The organism is Rhodococcus sp. CX, from assembly GCF_015865005.1.
In the GTDB taxonomy this organism is placed as follows: domain Bacteria; phylum Actinomycetota; class Actinomycetes; order Mycobacteriales; family Mycobacteriaceae; genus Rhodococcus.
This window is the reverse complement of sequence record NZ_JADZGH010000111.1, coordinates 16,622-31,191: the sequence shown is the minus strand read 5'-3', so window position 1 is coordinate 31,191 and position 14,570 is coordinate 16,622. Positions and strand designations below refer to the sequence as shown.

The following is a 14,570-nucleotide window of genomic DNA, read 5'->3' as shown; positions in this document are numbered from 1 at the left end:
CTGGTGGATCCGAGCACCGCGGCGGTCATCGGGCTGCGGCCGTGGCTGCCGACGACGACCAGCTGCGACCGCGCGGAATGCTCGAGCAGCGCCTCCTCCGGCTTGCCGCGCTCGACGCTGTGCGTGACCTCGACGTCCGGGTAGCGGCTCCGCCATCCGGCGAGGCTCTCGGCCACCAGCGCGGTCTGCTGTTTCACGTAGTCGTCCCAGTCGATGAACCGGGAACCCTCCCCGTAGGTGAGGGTCGACTGCTCGGTCCAGCTGTGGACGGCGACCAGAGGGGCGCCGACGAACGCCGCGAACTCGAAGGCGTGCTCGATCGCCTTCGCGCTGAGTTCACTGCCGTCGACCCCGACGGCCACCGGACGGCCGTTGACCGCCTCGGGGGGCGGTTCGCCCCGCCACGACACGACCGGGCACTTCGCGTGATTGGTCGCGTACACGACGTCGGAGCCGTGGAACATCGACTGCCACTCGGTGGTAGTCAGGTGACCGAGCACGAGCATCCGGGCCGTTCCGGACTTCTCGACCAGCACCTTCTGCGGTGTGCCGTGTTCGATGTCGCGTTCGATCTCGACCCCACCCGGTCCGGCCCGCACCGCGGTCTCGGCGGCGTCGAGGAGTCCTTCGGGGTCGCCGTAGTCGCCCCCGGATCCGTTCGGTTGCACATGGAGCAGGTGGAGAGGCTCGCCGAACCGTTGCGCGACGGACGCCGCCCAGCGCGCGGCACCCAGCGCGCTGTCCGATCCGTCGATGCCCGCCACGATTCCGCGTCTGATCGATGCTGTGCTCATGGTGGTGACTCCTTGGACTCCCATCCAGTGTGAGCCAGATCGCACGATCTTGTCAGCATTCCGCACGCGAGGCGGATCAGTCTCCGACGGCGTGCTTTCCGCGTTGCACGATCTTCGGGTCGGGGTCGAACACCACCTGCCGGTCCTTGTCGTCGTAGTCGAACCTGTTCAGGAAGTGCCGCATCGCGTTGATGCGGGCGCGCTTCTTGTCGTTGGATTTGATCGTGGTCCACGGCGCGTGGTCGGTGTCCGTCCGGCGGAACATCTCCTCCTTCGCCGCGGTGTACCTGTCCCACTTGTCCAGTGACTCGAGGTCCATGTTCGACAGCTTCCAGCGGCGGACCGGATCGAGCTGGCGGATTGCGAACCGGGTGCGCTGCTCGTTGCGGGTCACCGAGAACCAGAACTTGGTCAGGGAGATCCCGGCGTCGATGATCAGCTGCTCGAAGAGCGGCACCTGCGTCATGAAGCGCTCGTACTCGTCGTCGGTGCAGAAGCCCATCACCCGTTCCACACCCGCGCGGTTGTACCAGGACCGGTCGAACATCACCAGCTCACCGGCCGTGGGGAAGTGCTCGATGTACCGCTGCAGGTACCACTGTCCGCTCTCGCGTTCGGACGGTTTGCTCAGCGCGACCACCCGGGCGTGCCGCACGTTGATGTACTCCTGGAACCGTTTGATCGTGCCGCCCTTGCCGGCGGCGTCACGACCTTCGAACACGATGATGTGCTTGGAACCGTTCTCGAGCGACCAGGACTGGAACTTCAGCAGCTCGATCTGCAGCAGGTACTTCTCGACCTCGTACGTCGCGCGGTCCATGCGGTGGTCGTACGGGTAGTTCTCCCGCCAGGTGTCGACGGCGCGGCCGTCGATATCGATGAGATCGGGGTCTTCGCCGTGGTCGTCGCGCACGGAGAACCCCTCGGTGCGGAGCCGGTCGATGTAGTGGCGCAATTCGCTCTGCACGGGAGTCTCCTGGTCCTCGGTGCAACGGGGAACGGCATCCGTTGTAACCGTTGCAGATGAACCAGGGTAGAACGACACGCTGCCGCGCGGGCTCAGGCGCTGCGCAGCACCCGGGTGCGCTCGGTGTCCGCGAGGGCCTCGTAGTACCGGCGCTCGACGAGGAATCCGACGGCGTCGCCGGTGGCGAGGGGAGCGGCGAACCGGACGTCGGGGAAGGCGGACCGCGCGGCGTCGCAGGCGCGGTCCCACAGGAGACCGGGAGCGAGCAGCCACGGCGCGACGACCAGCCGGCGGGCACCGGCCTCGCGGAGTTCGGCGAGCGCGTCGACGACACCGGGGGCCGACGTCGCGAAGCATGCGCGCACGTGGGTCCACGAGGTGCCGTCGAGCAGTCGTGGCGCGACGGCGGCGGTTGCCGCGTCGGCGCCGGGTCGCCGGGAACCGACCGCGCACATCGCGATTCCCACGGACGGGTCGAGGCGCGAGACGCCGGTCGCGGCCACGTGGTCCCGTGCCGCCGCGGTCAGCAGACGGTCGGCGCCGAGGACGTCGGTGCACACCACATCGAGACGGGGGTGCCGGACGCGGGCGTCGGCGAGGATACCGGGAAGATCCACGCGCGCGTGGAATGCGCTGCCCAGCAACAGCGGAACGACGACCACGCGCCGATGCCCCTCGGCGGCGACGGCGTCGAGGGCCTGCCGCACCGAGGGCGCGTTGAGATCCAGGAATGCCAGGCGCACGGACCAGCCGGGTCGTCGCGCCCGCAACGCCGTGAGCGCGGCAGCCATGGCCTGCGCGGAGCGCGGGTCACGGCTGCCGTGCGCGACGGCGATCACCGGGATCATGCCGGGACGGATTCCCCGAGCTCGATCTGAGCCAGACCGTTGCCCACCAGGCCGGCGGCGAGCGTGTTGCCACCCGCCGGATCGATGAGCAGGAAGCTGCCGGTGCGGCGGTTCACGGTGTAGTCGTCGGCCGGGATCGGCTCCGCGACGCGCACCGAGATGCGGGCGATCTCGTTGAGCTCCACCGTGTCCGGGTGGGGGATCGACGTCAGGTTCTGCTCGTCGAAACGCTCCTCGAGCGCGCCGACGATGGCCTGGGTCGTGCGGGTGCCGTGCTTGAGCAGCAGCCGGGCGCCGGGGCGCAGCGGCTTCTCGGCGAGCCAGCACACGGTCGCCTCGAACTCGCCGAGCGGCTCGGGTGCATTCTCGGGAGACGCGATGAGGTCACCGCGGGAGATGTCGACGTCGTCGGCCAGGATCAGCGTGACCGAACGACCCGCGTACGCGACGTCGAGTTCGCCGTCCGCGGTGTCGATGCGCTCGACGGTGGTGCGGATGCCCGAGGGCAGCACGACGACCTCGTCGCCGGGACGCACCGAACCGGACGCGATCTGCCCGGCGTAGCCGCGGTAGTCGGGGTACTCGGCGGTGCGGGGGCGGATCACGTACTGGACCGCGAAGCGCAGGCCGGACTCGTGACGGCCGTGCACGTCGGCGTCGACGGGGACGGACTCGAGGTGCTCGATGAGCGTCGGGCCGTCGTAGTACGGGGTGTTCTCCGAGCGGGTCGCGACGTTGTCGCCGTGTAGTGCGGAGACCGGGATCTCCTGCACGTCCTCGGGCGCCCAGCCCAGCGACGAGGTCAGCTCGTTGAACTCGGCGGAGATCTGCGCGAACACCGTCGCCGGATCCTCGACGAGGTCGATCTTGTTCACTGCGAGCACCAGCTTCGGCACACCGAGCAGCGCGAGGACGGCGGCGTGCTTGCGGGTCTGCGAGATCACACCCTTGCGGGCGTCGACGAGCAGCACCACGAGCTGCGCGGTGGACGCGCCGGAGACGGTGTTGCGGGTGTACTGGACATGGCCCGGGGTGTCCGCGAGCACGAAGCTGCGCTTCGGGGTCGCGAAGTACCGGTAGGCGACGTCGATGGTGATGCCCTGTTCGCGTTCGGCGCGCAGGCCGTCGACGAGCAGAGACAGGTCGGGGGTGTCGAGGCCTTTGTCGACCGAGGCGCGGGTGACCGCGTCGATCTGGTCGGCCAGCACGGACTTGGTGTCGTACAGCAGGCGGCCCACCAGGGTGGACTTGCCGTCGTCGACGCTGCCCGCAGTAGCGAGTCGAAGCAGGTCGCTCATGATCAGAAATAGCCCTCTCGCTTGCGGTCTTCCATGGCCGCTTCGGAAACTCGGTCGTCACCGCGGGTCGCACCGCGCTCGGTCAGGCGGGACGCGGCGACCTCGGCCAGGATCTCCTCGTTGGTCGAGGCCTCGGACAGGATCGCGCCGGTGGTGGAACCGTCGCCGACGGTGCGGTACCGCACCGAACGGGTCTCGAGTTCCTCGCCCTCGGCGGGGCCGCCCCACACGCCGGGGGTCATCCACATGCCGTCGCGCCGGTACACCGGACGCTGGTGCGCGTAGTAGATGCTCGCGAGCTCGACGTCGTCGCGGGCGATGTACCGCCAGATGTCGAGTTCGGTGAAGTTGCTGAGCGGGAACACCCGGACGTGCTCGCCGGGGGCGTGTTTGCCGTTGTACAGGTTCCACAGCTCGGGACGCTGACGCTTCGGATCCCACTGCCCGAATGCGTTGCGCAGCGAGAAGATCCGCTCCTTGGCGCGGGCGCGTTCCTCGTCGCGGCGGCCGCCGCCGAACACCGCGTCGAAGCGGTTCTCGGAGATGGCGTCGAGCAGCGGAACGGTCTGCAGCGGGTTGCGGATGCCGTCGGGCCGCTCGGTGAGGCGGCCGTCGGCGAGGTAGTCCTCGACCTTCGCGACGTGCAGGCGCAGGTTGTACTTCTCGACGACGTGGTCGCGGAAGGCCAGAACCTCGGGCAGGTTGTGTCCCGTGTCGACGTGCAGCAGCGCGAACGGCAGCGGCGCGGGCCAGAAGGCCTTGAGCGCGAGGTGCAGCAGCACCGTCGAGTCCTTGCCGCCGGAGAACAGGATCACCGGACGTTCGAACTCGCCGGCGACCTCACGGAAGACGTGGATCGCCTCCGACTCGAGCGCGTCGAGAGTGTCGAACTTGTTGCCGTCCAACTTGATTCGGGATTCCGAAAGGTTCGTGTCGATGAGTGTCATGAGGAGTGCAACCCGCATTCGGTCTTGGCTCGGCCGGCCCACCGTCCGCTGCGCGGATCGGCTCCGGGAAGTGGTTTGACGGTGCAGGGGGCGCATCCGATGGACGGATAGCCCTCGTCGACCAGGGGATTGACGAGAATCCCGTGCTCGTCGATGTAGTTCTGCATGTCCTCGTCCGACCACGCGGCGATCGGGTTGATCTTCACCAACCCGAACGCCTCGTCGAACGAGACGAGCGGCGCGTTGGCCCGAGTCGGGGCCTCGACCCGGCGGATGCCGGTGACCCACGCGCGGTAACCCTTCAGGGTTTCCTTCAGCGGCACCACCTTCCGCAACCGGCAGCACTCGTTCGGATCACGCGCGAACAGATCCTTGCCGAGCAACTCGTCCTGCTCGGCCACCGAGTGCGCCGCCTTCGCCTCGACGAGATTCACCCCGTACACCTGGGTGACGGCGTCCCGGGTGCCGAGCGTCTCGGCGAAGTGGTACCCGGTGTCGAGGAACAGCACGTCCACGCCCGGCCGCACCTGCGCGGCGAGATGCACGAGCACCCCGTCCTGCATGTTCGACGCGACGACGTAGCCGCTGCGGTCGCCGCTCACTGCGGAACCGAAGGTCTCCTCGGTCCATTGCAGCAATTCCAGTGCCGAGGCGCCTTCGAGGCTCGCTGCCCCCTGCGCGGCGAGAATTCGAAGGTCCTCGGTGGTCTCTGTGGTGGTCATCGAAGGTCCGCCTCCTCTGCGCGCACAGCCCACTGAGCGAACCGCTCGCCCTCGGACCGCTGTTTGACGAAGTTGCGCACCACTCGCTCGATGTAGTCGCCGAGCTCGGTGCTGTTCACCTTGTGCTGCCGCAGTTTCCGGCCGAAACCGCTGTCCAGGCCGAGGCTGCCGCCGAGATGCACCTGGTAGCCCTCGACCTGGTTGCCCTCGCCGTCGTCGACGAGCTGGCCCTTGAACCCGATGTCCGCGATCTGCGACCGGCCGCACGAGTTCGGGCAGCCGTTGATGTTGATGGTGATCGGGACGTCGAGCTGCGCGTTGATGTCCGCGAGCCGCTCCTCGAGCTCCGGTGCGAGCACCTGGGAACGCTTGCGCGTCTCGACGAACGACAGCTTGCAGAACTCGATGCCGCTGCACGCCAGCAGATTCCGCCGCCACGCGGACGGACGGGCCTGCAGGCCGAGCGGTTCGAGCTCGGCGATGAGCTCGTCGACCTTGTCGTCGGGCACGTCGAGGACGATCAGCTTCTGGTACGGGGTGAAACGGATCCGGTCCGAGCCGATCCGCTCGACCGCGTCGGCGACCTTCGTCAGGATGGTGCCGGACACGCGGCCCGCGATGGGGGAGAACCCGACGGCGTTGAGGCCGTTGCGCAGCTTCTGCACGCCGACGTGATCGATGGGGCGCGCGGGCTGTTCCGGTGCGGGACCGTCGATGAGCGGACGCTTCAGGTACTCCGTCTCGAGAACTTCGCGGAACTTCTCGATGCCCCAGTCCTTGATGAGGAACTTCAGGCGGGCCTTGGACCGCAGCCGGCGGTAGCCGTAGTCGCGGAACACCGCGACGACGCCTTCCCACACGTCCGGAACCTCGTCGAGCGGGATCCAGGCGCCGACCCGCTGCGCGAGCATCGGGTTCGTAGACAGACCGCCGCCGACCCACAGGTCGAAGCCGGGACCGTGCTCGGGGTGCTCGACGCCGATGAACGCGACGTCGTTGATCTCGTGCACGACGTCCTGCTGTCCGGAGATCGCGGTCTTGAACTTGCGCGGCAGGTTCGAGTACTGCGGGTCGCCGATGTAGCGACGGACGATCTCGTCGATCGCCGGGGTGCCGTCGATGATCTCGTCGAGGGACTCACCGGCGAGAGGGGAACCGAGCACCACGCGCGGGCAGTCGCCGCACGCCTCGGTGGTCTTCAGACCCACCGACTCGAGGCGCCGCCAGATCTCCGGGACGTTCTCGACCTCGATCCAGTGGTACTGGACGTTCTGCCGGTCGGACAGGTCGGCGGTGTCGCGGCCGAACTCGGTGGAGATGCCGCCGATGGTGCGCACCTGCTCGACGTTGAGCGCGCCGCCGTCGCAGCGCACCCGCATCATGAAGTACTTGGCCTCGAGCAGATCGATGTTCTCGTCACCGGTGTAGGTGCCGTCGTAGCCCTGCTCGCGCTGGGTGTAGAGACCCCACCAGCGGAACCGGCCGCGCAGATCGGACTTGTCGATGCTGTCGAAACCCTGGTGCGCGTAGATCTCCTCGATCCGGCGGCGCACGTTGAGCGGATTGTCGTCCTTCTTGGTCTGCTCGTTGGCGTTGAGCGGCTCGCGGTAACCGAGAGCCCACTGGCCTTCGGCCCGGCGCTTGGCCGGGCGTGCCGCCCGCGGCCGTGCGGGAGCGGCGGGATCTCCGGCGGGGGAGACGTCGGTGGTCGACGACATGCAGGGACTCCTGGGATTTGGCGAGGGACCGGGTCGGGGACGTCGCTGTGGGCTGTACTTCGCGCAGACATGCCTCGACCCGGCAGGAACTGAGGGCTTGCCGGGGTGGTGCCGGCCGGCGGCAGTAGGTGACTGACTACCGACAGTCGGCGCAGGAACAGACGGCACAAGGCTGACAGCAGGACGCGCAGACGCGCTTGAAGTCGACGTGGCGGCGAGCCACGAGTCGCACTCCGAGTCCGGTCATGGCGACCATTGTGCCATGTCACGGGGGCGAAGCCGAATCCTGGACGACATTTCCACCCAAATCGCGGGAAATACCGAGGTCACCGCACCGCGGCCGGTCGGCGCCCCGCCCGGCTCTGGAACACTGGAAGCCGTGAGCGAGACGAGAACGGGCAACGCAACCGCGACCGACGACGGATTCGAACTCCCGGCCGCGGCCCGCGCCGGAGTCGGCAGCCGGCCGTTCGGGGTGTACGTGCACGTGCCCTTCTGCGCGACCCGCTGCGGCTACTGCGACTTCAACACGTACACCGCGGGAGAGCTGGGGTCGTCGGCGTCCCCGCAGTCCTGGCTCGCGGGCCTGCGGCGTGAACTCGACATCGCCGCGGACATGCTCGGCGCACCCGCCGCAAACACCGTGTTCGTCGGTGGCGGCACCCCGTCGCTGCTCGGCGCGGACGGCCTCGCCGACGTGCTCGGCGCCGTCCGATCCAGCTTCGGGCTCGCCCCGGGCGCCGAGGTGACCACCGAATCCAACCCCGAATCGACCGGACCCGAGTTCTTCGCCCGGATCCGCGACGCCGGCTACACCCGCGTGTCGCTGGGCATGCAATCCGCCGCCTCGCACGTGCTGGCCGTGCTCGACCGCACCCACACCCCGGGACGGCCCGTCGCGGCGGCCCGGGAGGCCCGCGCCGCCGGGTTCGAGCACGTCAACCTCGACCTCATCTACGGCACCCCCGGCGAACGCGACGAGGACCTCGACCGCTCCCTCGACGCCGTGCTCGAGGCCGGCGTCGACCATGTGTCCGCGTACGCGCTGATCGTCGAGGACGGCACCGCCCTCGCGCGGAAGGTGCGCCGCGGGGAACTGCCCGCACCCGACGACGACGTCCTCGCGGCCCGCTACGAACGCATCGATTCGCGGCTCGAGGAAGCCGGGCTGACCTGGTACGAAGTGTCCAACTGGGCGCGAGCCGACGAGCCGTCCGCGCGGTGCGCGCACAATCTCGGGTACTGGGACGGCGGCGACTGGTGGGGCGCGGGCCCCGGCGCGCACAGCCACGTCGGTGGGGTGCGCTGGTGGAACGTCAAACATCCCGCCCGCTACGCCGACACCCTCGCCCAGGGACGGCTACCGGTCGGCGGCAGCGAGCAGCTCACCGCCGACGACACCCACACCGAACTCGTCATGCTCACCGTCCGGCTGCGCACCGGCCTGCCGTGGGCGGCACTGGGCGCGTCGGAACGGGAGGCCGCACGGACGGTCGTCGCGGACGGGCTCGCCGATCTGCGCGGCGATCACCTGGTGCTCACCGACCGGGGCCGGCTCCTCGCCGACGCGGTGGTCCGCTCGATCCTCGTCTAGCTGCCGTTTCGCCCGTCGGGCAGGCCGGTGTCGAGGTCGATCCAGCTCGCCTCGGTGCTCGGAACCCCCGTGCCCGGGATCTCGGCACCCGGACCGAGCGAACCGCCCGGAGTCAGCGCGTCGTAGTCGAACACCCGCGCGTGCATGACGGTGCGGTTGCGCAGCGCCGACCGCACCGCGCGATGCAGGCCGTCCTCGAGATACAGGACGCCCTGCCACTGCACGGCATGCGGGAACAGATCGCCGTAGAAGGTGGAATCCTCCGACAGCAGCCGATCGAGTTCGAGGACCTTCGTGGTGGTGACGATCTCGTCGAGCCGAACCTGCCGAGGTGGGATCCGAGACCAGTCGCGCAGCGACAGGCCGTGATCGGGATACGGTTTGCCGTCCCGGACACCCTTGAAAATCATGAATCCACAGTACGACGGACCCACGGCACCGCCGTCGCCTCGGGACAGTGCGCCGCGGCGACTAGACTGGAACGACGAGGCACACTGCGCGCGGCGCCGCGTGCGGGTCGCGCGTGGGCCCGAACCGTGAAGTGTGGCGACAGATACGGAGGTGGGCGGGGATGTCGAGCACCGAGGAACGGCGATTCCAGGTGTTGCGCGCGATCGTTGCGGACTATGTCGCCACCAAGGAACCCATCGGATCGAAGACGCTCGTCGAGCGGCACAACCTCGGCGTGTCCAGCGCGACCGTCCGCAACGACATGGCCGTACTCGAGGCCGAGGGATACATCACCCAGCCGCACACGAGCTCGGGACGCGTGCCCACCGACAAGGGATACCGCCAGTTCGTCGATCGGATCGCCGACGTCAAACCGCTCTCGGCAGCCGAACGCCGCGCGATCCTCCAGTTCCTCGAATCCGGTGTCGATCTCGACGACGTGCTGCGCCGCGGCGTCGATCGCCGTGTCGGAACTGGCCGAGGAGGCCCCCGACGATCTGCGCGACGCGGTGATCCGCTGCGCGACCGTCCTCGTCGAGACGCTCGTCGAGCATCCCGAGGAGCGACTGGTGCTCGGCGGCACCGCCAACCTGACCCGCAACGCCGCCGACTTCGACGGTCACGCGGGGGTGCCCGGGTCGCTCCGTGCCGTCCTCGAGGCCCTCGAGGAGCAGGTCGTGGTGCTCAAGCTGCTCGCGGCCAGCCAGGACGCGGGTCGGGTGACCGTCCGGATCGGCGAGGAGACGCAGGTCGCGGAGATGCGCGGGACGTCGGTGGTGTCCACCGGTTACGGCGCCGCCGGTACCGTATTCGGCGGCCTCGGTGTGCTGGGCCCCACTCGGATGGACTATCCGGGAACCATCGCGTCGGTTGCGGCCGTTGCGCGATACATCGGTGAGGTGCTCGGCGAACGCTGAGCACCGTTCATGTGTGTAGAGAAGTAAGGACGAGAACCTAACGTGGCACGGGACTACTACGCGACGCTCGGCGTGTCGAAGAACGCGACCGACCAGGAGATCAAGCGCGCGTACCGCAAGCTGGCGCGTGAGCATCACCCGGATGTGAACCCGGACGAGTCGGCGCAGAAGCGCTTCCAGGAGATCTCCGCGGCCTACGAGGTGCTGTCGGATCCGGAGAAGCGGCGCATCGTCGACCTCGGCGGCGATCCGCTGGCGTCCGGTGGCGGCGGTGCGGGCGGCTTCGCCGGCGCCGGGTTCGGTGGTCTCGGCGACGTGTTCGAGGCGTTCTTCGGTGGCGGCGCCGGCGGCGCCGCGCGCGGGCCTCGCGGTCGCGTGCAGCCCGGTGCCGATTCGCTGCTGCGCACGCGCCTGACGCTCGAGGAATGCGCGACCGGTGTCACCAAGACCATCACCGTCGACACCGCGATCCTGTGCGACGGCTGCGCCGGATCGGGCACCAACGGCGATTCGAAGCCGGTCGTCTGCGCGACCTGTGGCGGCGCCGGCGAGGTCCAGTCCGTGCAGCGTTCGTTCCTCGGCCAGGTCATGACGTCCCGTCCGTGCCCGACCTGCCGCGGTGCAGGCGAGACCATCCCGGACCCGTGCCGCAAGTGCGGCGGCGACGGCCGCGTGCGGTCGCGCCGCGACATCACCGTCAAGGTGCCCGCCGGTGTCGGCAACGGCATGCGCATCCGCCTCGCCGCGCAGGGTGAGGTCGGTCCCGGTGGCGGCCCCGCCGGCGACCTGTACGTCGAGGTGATCGAGCAGCAGCACGACGTGTTCGTCCGTGACGGCGACGATCTGCACTGCACGATCCGGGTGCCGATGATCGACGCGGCGCTGGGCACCACCGTCACCGTCGACACGATCCTCGACGGCCCCACCGAGATCACGGTGGACGCCGGCACACAGCCCGGCTCGGTCGCGGTGCTGCGCGGACACGGCATGCCGAAGCTGCGGTCGGGCACCCGCGGCGATCTGCACGCCCACCTCGAGGTCGTCGTGCCGACCAAGCTGGACCACAAGACGACCAAGCTGCTCGAGGACCTGCGTCGCCACAACGACCGCGACCGCGCCGAGGTCGTGTCCAACAGCTCGCAGCACTCCGGGGGCCTGTTCTCCCGGCTGCGCGACGCGTTCAGCGCCCGCTAGGCGACGGCGGTGGCCGCGACCCTGTTCTATCTGGACCCCCTGCCCGGCACCGGTGAGGTCGCCGTGCTCGACGGCAAGGAAGGCCGGCACGCGGCGACGGTCCGGCGCATCGCGGTCGGGGAGCGGCTCGTGCTCTCCGACGGCCGCGGCGGTGTCGCCGACGTCGAGGTGAGTGCCGTGGCGAAGGACCGGCTCGAGGCGACCGTCCTGGATCGCCGGGAGCTGGCCGCACCGTCCCCGTCGGTCACCGTCGTGCAGGCGCTGCCCAAGTCGGAGCGGTCGGAGCTGGCCGTCGAACTCGCCACCGAAGCGGGCGCGGACGCGTTCGTGCCGTGGCAGGCCGCGCGGTGCGTCGCGCGCTGGGACGGACCCAAGGCCGACAAGGGGGTGGCCCGCTGGCAGGCCGTCGCGGTCGCGGCGGCCAAGCAGTCCCGCCGGGCACACATTCCGCCCGTCGCGCCGGTCACCCGCACCGCCGGAGTCGTGGCGCTCGTCCGCGAGACGGTCGCGCGCGGCGGAGTCGTCGCGGTGCTGCACGAGTCGGCGACCGCACCGTTCGCGTCGCTGCCGCTCGCGGACGCGTCCGAGCTGGTGCTCGTCGTCGGGCCCGAAGGAGGTCTCGACGACAACGAGGTCGCCACGTTGACGGAGGCGGGGGCGACGCCCGTGCTGCTCGGCCCGACGGTGCTGCGCACGTCCACGGCCGCCGCGGTGGCGCTCGGAGCGATCGGAGTGCTGTCCGGTCGCTGGGGCGCACGCCCGCTCGACTAGCGTTTCGGCCATGTCGCGTACCCGCATCGCCTACGGCTCGGAACCCCAGCAGTTCGGTCATCTCTACCTCCCGGACGGTGCGGCCGGGAACGGGCCGGTGCCGGTCGTGATGGTGATCCACGGCGGGTACTGGAACGGCAACTACCACCTCAACCTGGGCACGCCCCTCGCGACGGAACTGGCCCGGCGCGGCGTCGCCGCGTGGAACATCGAATACCGCCGTCTCGGCGCGGGTGGACGGTGGCCGGAGATGTCCGCCGACGTCGTCGCCGCGCTCGACGCGACCGCGACGCTCGTGGCGGACCACGCCCGCGCCGCGGGCATCGAACTCGACCCGACGCAGGTGCGGGTCGTCGGGCACTCGGCCGGCGGCCAGCTCGCGGTGTGGCTCGCGGGTGAGGACACGGCGGTGCGGCCGTCGCTGGTGGTCGGTCAGGCCGCGGCCCTGGACCTGGCGTCGGCGGGGGAGCGGGGCCGGCGCGTCGACTATCTCGAGGACCTGTTCGGCGAGCCGTTCGAGGACAACCCGCACGTGTACCGATCGGCGTCGCCGCGGCATCGCGTGCCGATCGGCCGGCCGATCGTGCTGGTCCACGGATCCGAGGACGAGCAGGTGCCCGCGAAGGTCGCGGCGCGTTACGCCGACGCTGCCCGCGAGGCCGGTGACGAAGTGGCCCTGCACGTCGTCGACGGGGAGGACCACTTCGCGTTCCTGAACAAGGACAGCGTCTGCTGGAAGCTGTCGCTGGACCTGCTGCTCGATCAGGCCTGACCGGTTCCGACGGGCACCCGCCCGGGCAGGATCACCGTGACGACGACGGTGCCGACCGCCAGCGCGATGCCCCCGACCAGCGCGGCGTCGACGATCGCGTGGGCGAACGCCGCGCTCGACGCATCGAGCAACGGCTGCGCGTAGGACTTCGCGAACGGATTCGCGGCCAGTTCCTCCGCGACGATCGCGGCGCCACCGACCGAATCACCGGCCGCTTCGAGCGCGAGTGCCGCCTTGTCGGCCAGGTCGCCGGTGAGGTTGTTCAGCGGCAGACCGGACAGGAATCCGGCGATCTCGTCGTGGTACGACGTCGCGAGCACCGACCCGAGCAGTGCGATGCCGACGGATCCACCGAACTCGACGGCGGTGTCGTTGAGGCCGCCGGCCGCGCCCAGATCGGTGTCGGGGAATCCGCCCATGATCAGGTCGGTCGCGGGCGGGGTCGCCAGGCCGATGCCGAGACCGACGAGCAGCAGCGACGCCAGGAAGATGTCGTAGCCGGAGGTCGGTTCGAGCGCGGCGAGCAGCAACACTCCGGCGGAGGTCGCGGCCATTCCGCATGCCACGAGGATGCGGGCACCGAACCGCGGAACGAGGCGACCGCCCAGCGCGGCGCCGGCCGACACCGACCCCGCGAGCGGAAGCAGATGCAGACCCGTCTCGAGCGGTCCGTAGCCGAGCACGAACTGGAACTGCTGGGCGACGAAGTAGATGAGCCCGAAGGTCGCAAAGAACAGCAGCAGCACCGAGATGCACGCGCCGCCGACCGCGCGGTCGGCGACCCGCCGCAGGTCCAGCAGTGGCTGCGGGTGTCGCAGCTCCCACGCGACGAATGCGACCGCCGCGACGACCGATGCCCCGAGCGCCCCGAGTGCGGAGAGGCTCCAGCCGAAGTGGAAGCCGTCGATGATCGCGTAGACGACGCCACCGACGGCGACCACGGACAGGGCGCCGCCGATCCAGTCGACGCGGGTGAGGCCGTCGGCCTTCGAGGCCGGAACCAGCGCGAGGGATGCGACCGCGGCGAACGCGGCGATGGGAACGTTGATCAGGAACGTCGATCCCCACGAATGGCTCTCGAGGAGCCACCCGGCCAGCAGCGGCCCGAGTGCGATGGCGAGACCGGACGTCGCGGCCCATGCGGCGATCGCGCGTGCCCGCTCGGAAGCCGGGAACATGGCCACCAGCAGCGACAGGGTCGCGGGCATGATCACGGCGGCGCCGGTGCCCATGACGATGCGCGCGACGATCACCGCGGTCGCGCTGTCGGCGAGGCTGCCTGCGATCGCGCCGGCCGCGAAGATCGCCAGGCCGGTCAGGAGCGCGGCCCGGCGGCCGTAGCGGTCGCCGAGCACGCCGCACAGCAGCATCAGCGCCGCGTAGGGGACGGTGTAGCCGTCGATGATCCACTGCATGTCGGCGCTGGTGAGGGCGAGTTCGCGGAGCATGCTCGGCGCCGCGACGATGAGCGCGGTGTTGGCCATGACGACGATCAGCAGGCTCAGGCACAGCACCGCCAACCCGGCCAAGCGGCGTGGATAAGGCGGTGCGGGTGTGGACGCCGCGTGACCGGTGACT

General features: G+C 69.8%; 12 protein-coding genes and 2 pseudogenes. 5 read left to right on the top strand and 9 right to left on the bottom strand.

Annotated elements, in window-relative coordinates; all coding sequences use genetic code 11:
• The 7 genes from I0Q12_RS12215 to I0Q12_RS12185 form a co-directional block, all read right to left on the bottom strand.
• A partial coding sequence (locus I0Q12_RS12215; protein WP_197252174.1) for a universal stress protein occupies nt 1–794 on the bottom strand: 794 nt, incomplete at its 3' end.
• A 76-nt stretch (nt 795–870) separates the two neighbouring features.
• On the bottom strand, nt 871–1,761 hold the full coding sequence (gene ppk2 / locus I0Q12_RS12210; RefSeq protein ID WP_197252173.1) for a polyphosphate kinase 2: 891 nt from the start codon (nt 1,759–1,761) through the stop codon (nt 871–873).
• A 92-nt stretch (nt 1,762–1,853) separates the two neighbouring features.
• On the bottom strand, nt 1,854–2,609 hold the full coding sequence (locus tag I0Q12_RS12205) for a sirohydrochlorin chelatase (protein ID WP_197252172.1): 756 nt from the start codon (nt 2,607–2,609) through the stop codon (nt 1,854–1,856).
• A complete protein-coding gene (locus I0Q12_RS12200) occupies nt 2,606–3,907 on the bottom strand; it encodes a sulfate adenylyltransferase subunit 1 (protein WP_197252171.1) in 1,302 nt (433 codons plus the stop codon). Before I0Q12_RS12200 ends, I0Q12_RS12205 begins: the two co-directional genes overlap by 4 nt.
• 2 nt (nt 3,908–3,909) lie before the next feature.
• Nucleotides 3,910–4,854, bottom strand: a complete 945-nt coding sequence (gene cysD / locus I0Q12_RS12195) for a sulfate adenylyltransferase subunit CysD (protein WP_197252170.1) — start codon at nt 4,852–4,854, stop codon at nt 3,910–3,912.
• On the bottom strand, nt 4,851–5,576 hold the full coding sequence (locus I0Q12_RS12190) for a phosphoadenylyl-sulfate reductase (RefSeq protein WP_197252169.1): 726 nt from the start codon (nt 5,574–5,576) through the stop codon (nt 4,851–4,853). The genes cysD and I0Q12_RS12190 overlap by 4 nt, the downstream gene beginning before the upstream one ends.
• A complete protein-coding gene (locus I0Q12_RS12185; protein WP_197252168.1) occupies nt 5,573–7,294 on the bottom strand; it encodes a nitrite/sulfite reductase in 1,722 nt (573 codons plus the stop codon). Before I0Q12_RS12185 ends, I0Q12_RS12190 begins: the two co-directional genes overlap by 4 nt.
• Nucleotides 7,295–7,664: 370 nt before the next feature.
• On the opposite strand from I0Q12_RS12185, the gene hemW reads away from it, so the two are divergent.
• Complete coding sequence (gene hemW / locus I0Q12_RS12180) at nt 7,665–8,888, top strand: radical SAM family heme chaperone HemW (protein ID WP_231610504.1); 1,224 nt, start codon at nt 7,665–7,667, stop codon at nt 8,886–8,888.
• Between the two features lie 104 nt (nt 8,889–8,992).
• On the opposite strand, the pseudogene I0Q12_RS12175 reads toward hemW, so the two are convergent.
• Nucleotides 8,993–9,298 (bottom strand): annotated as a pseudogene (locus I0Q12_RS12175) (type II toxin-antitoxin system VapB family antitoxin); the annotation flags it as partial.
• A 161-nt stretch (nt 9,299–9,459) separates the two neighbouring features.
• Between I0Q12_RS12175 and I0Q12_RS12170 the strand changes: the two are divergent.
• The 4 genes and pseudogenes from I0Q12_RS12170 to I0Q12_RS12155 all read left to right on the top strand — a co-directional run bounded on the left by I0Q12_RS12170 (nt 9,460) and on the right by I0Q12_RS12155 (nt 12,992).
• Nucleotides 9,460–10,255: pseudogene (locus tag I0Q12_RS12170) on the top strand (heat-inducible transcriptional repressor HrcA).
• A 42-nt stretch (nt 10,256–10,297) separates the two neighbouring features.
• Nucleotides 10,298–11,449 (top strand): molecular chaperone DnaJ, encoded by a 1,152-nt coding sequence (gene dnaJ, locus I0Q12_RS12165; RefSeq protein WP_197252165.1) that lies wholly within the window; start codon nt 10,298–10,300, stop codon nt 11,447–11,449.
• A gap of 9 nt (nt 11,450–11,458) precedes the next feature.
• Nucleotides 11,459–12,220 carry a 16S rRNA (uracil(1498)-N(3))-methyltransferase gene (locus tag I0Q12_RS12160; RefSeq protein WP_197252164.1) on the top strand — a complete coding sequence of 254 codons (762 nt, stop codon included), beginning with the start codon at nt 11,459–11,461 and terminating at the stop codon, nt 12,218–12,220.
• A 10-nt stretch (nt 12,221–12,230) separates the two neighbouring features.
• Complete coding sequence (locus I0Q12_RS12155; RefSeq protein ID WP_197252163.1) at nt 12,231–12,992, top strand: S9 family peptidase; 762 nt, start codon at nt 12,231–12,233, stop codon at nt 12,990–12,992.
• Here the strand turns inward: I0Q12_RS12155 and I0Q12_RS12150 are convergent.
• The coding region (locus I0Q12_RS12150) for an MFS transporter (protein ID WP_197252162.1) at nt 12,983–14,570 on the bottom strand (1,588 nt) is incomplete at its 5' end. The two genes, I0Q12_RS12155 and I0Q12_RS12150, sit on opposite strands and share 10 nt — an antisense overlap.

Coding starts and splice junctions, on each gene's coding strand:
- I0Q12_RS12205 (WP_197252172.1), bottom strand. CDS start 2,609: ATGATCCCGGTGATCGCCGTCGCGCACGGCAGCCGTGACCCGCGCTCC.
- I0Q12_RS12200 (WP_197252171.1), bottom strand. CDS start 3,907: ATGAGCGACCTGCTTCGACTCGCTACTGCGGGCAGCGTCGACGACGGC.
- cysD (WP_197252170.1), bottom strand. CDS start 4,854: ATGACACTCATCGACACGAACCTTTCGGAATCCCGAATCAAGTTGGAC.
- I0Q12_RS12190 (WP_197252169.1), bottom strand. CDS start 5,576: ATGACCACCACAGAGACCACCGAGGACCTTCGAATTCTCGCCGCGCAG.
- I0Q12_RS12185 (WP_197252168.1), bottom strand. CDS start 7,294: ATGTCGTCGACCACCGACGTCTCCCCCGCCGGAGATCCCGCCGCTCCC.
- I0Q12_RS12155 (WP_197252163.1), top strand. CDS start 12,231: ATGTCGCGTACCCGCATCGCCTACGGCTCGGAACCCCAGCAGTTCGGT.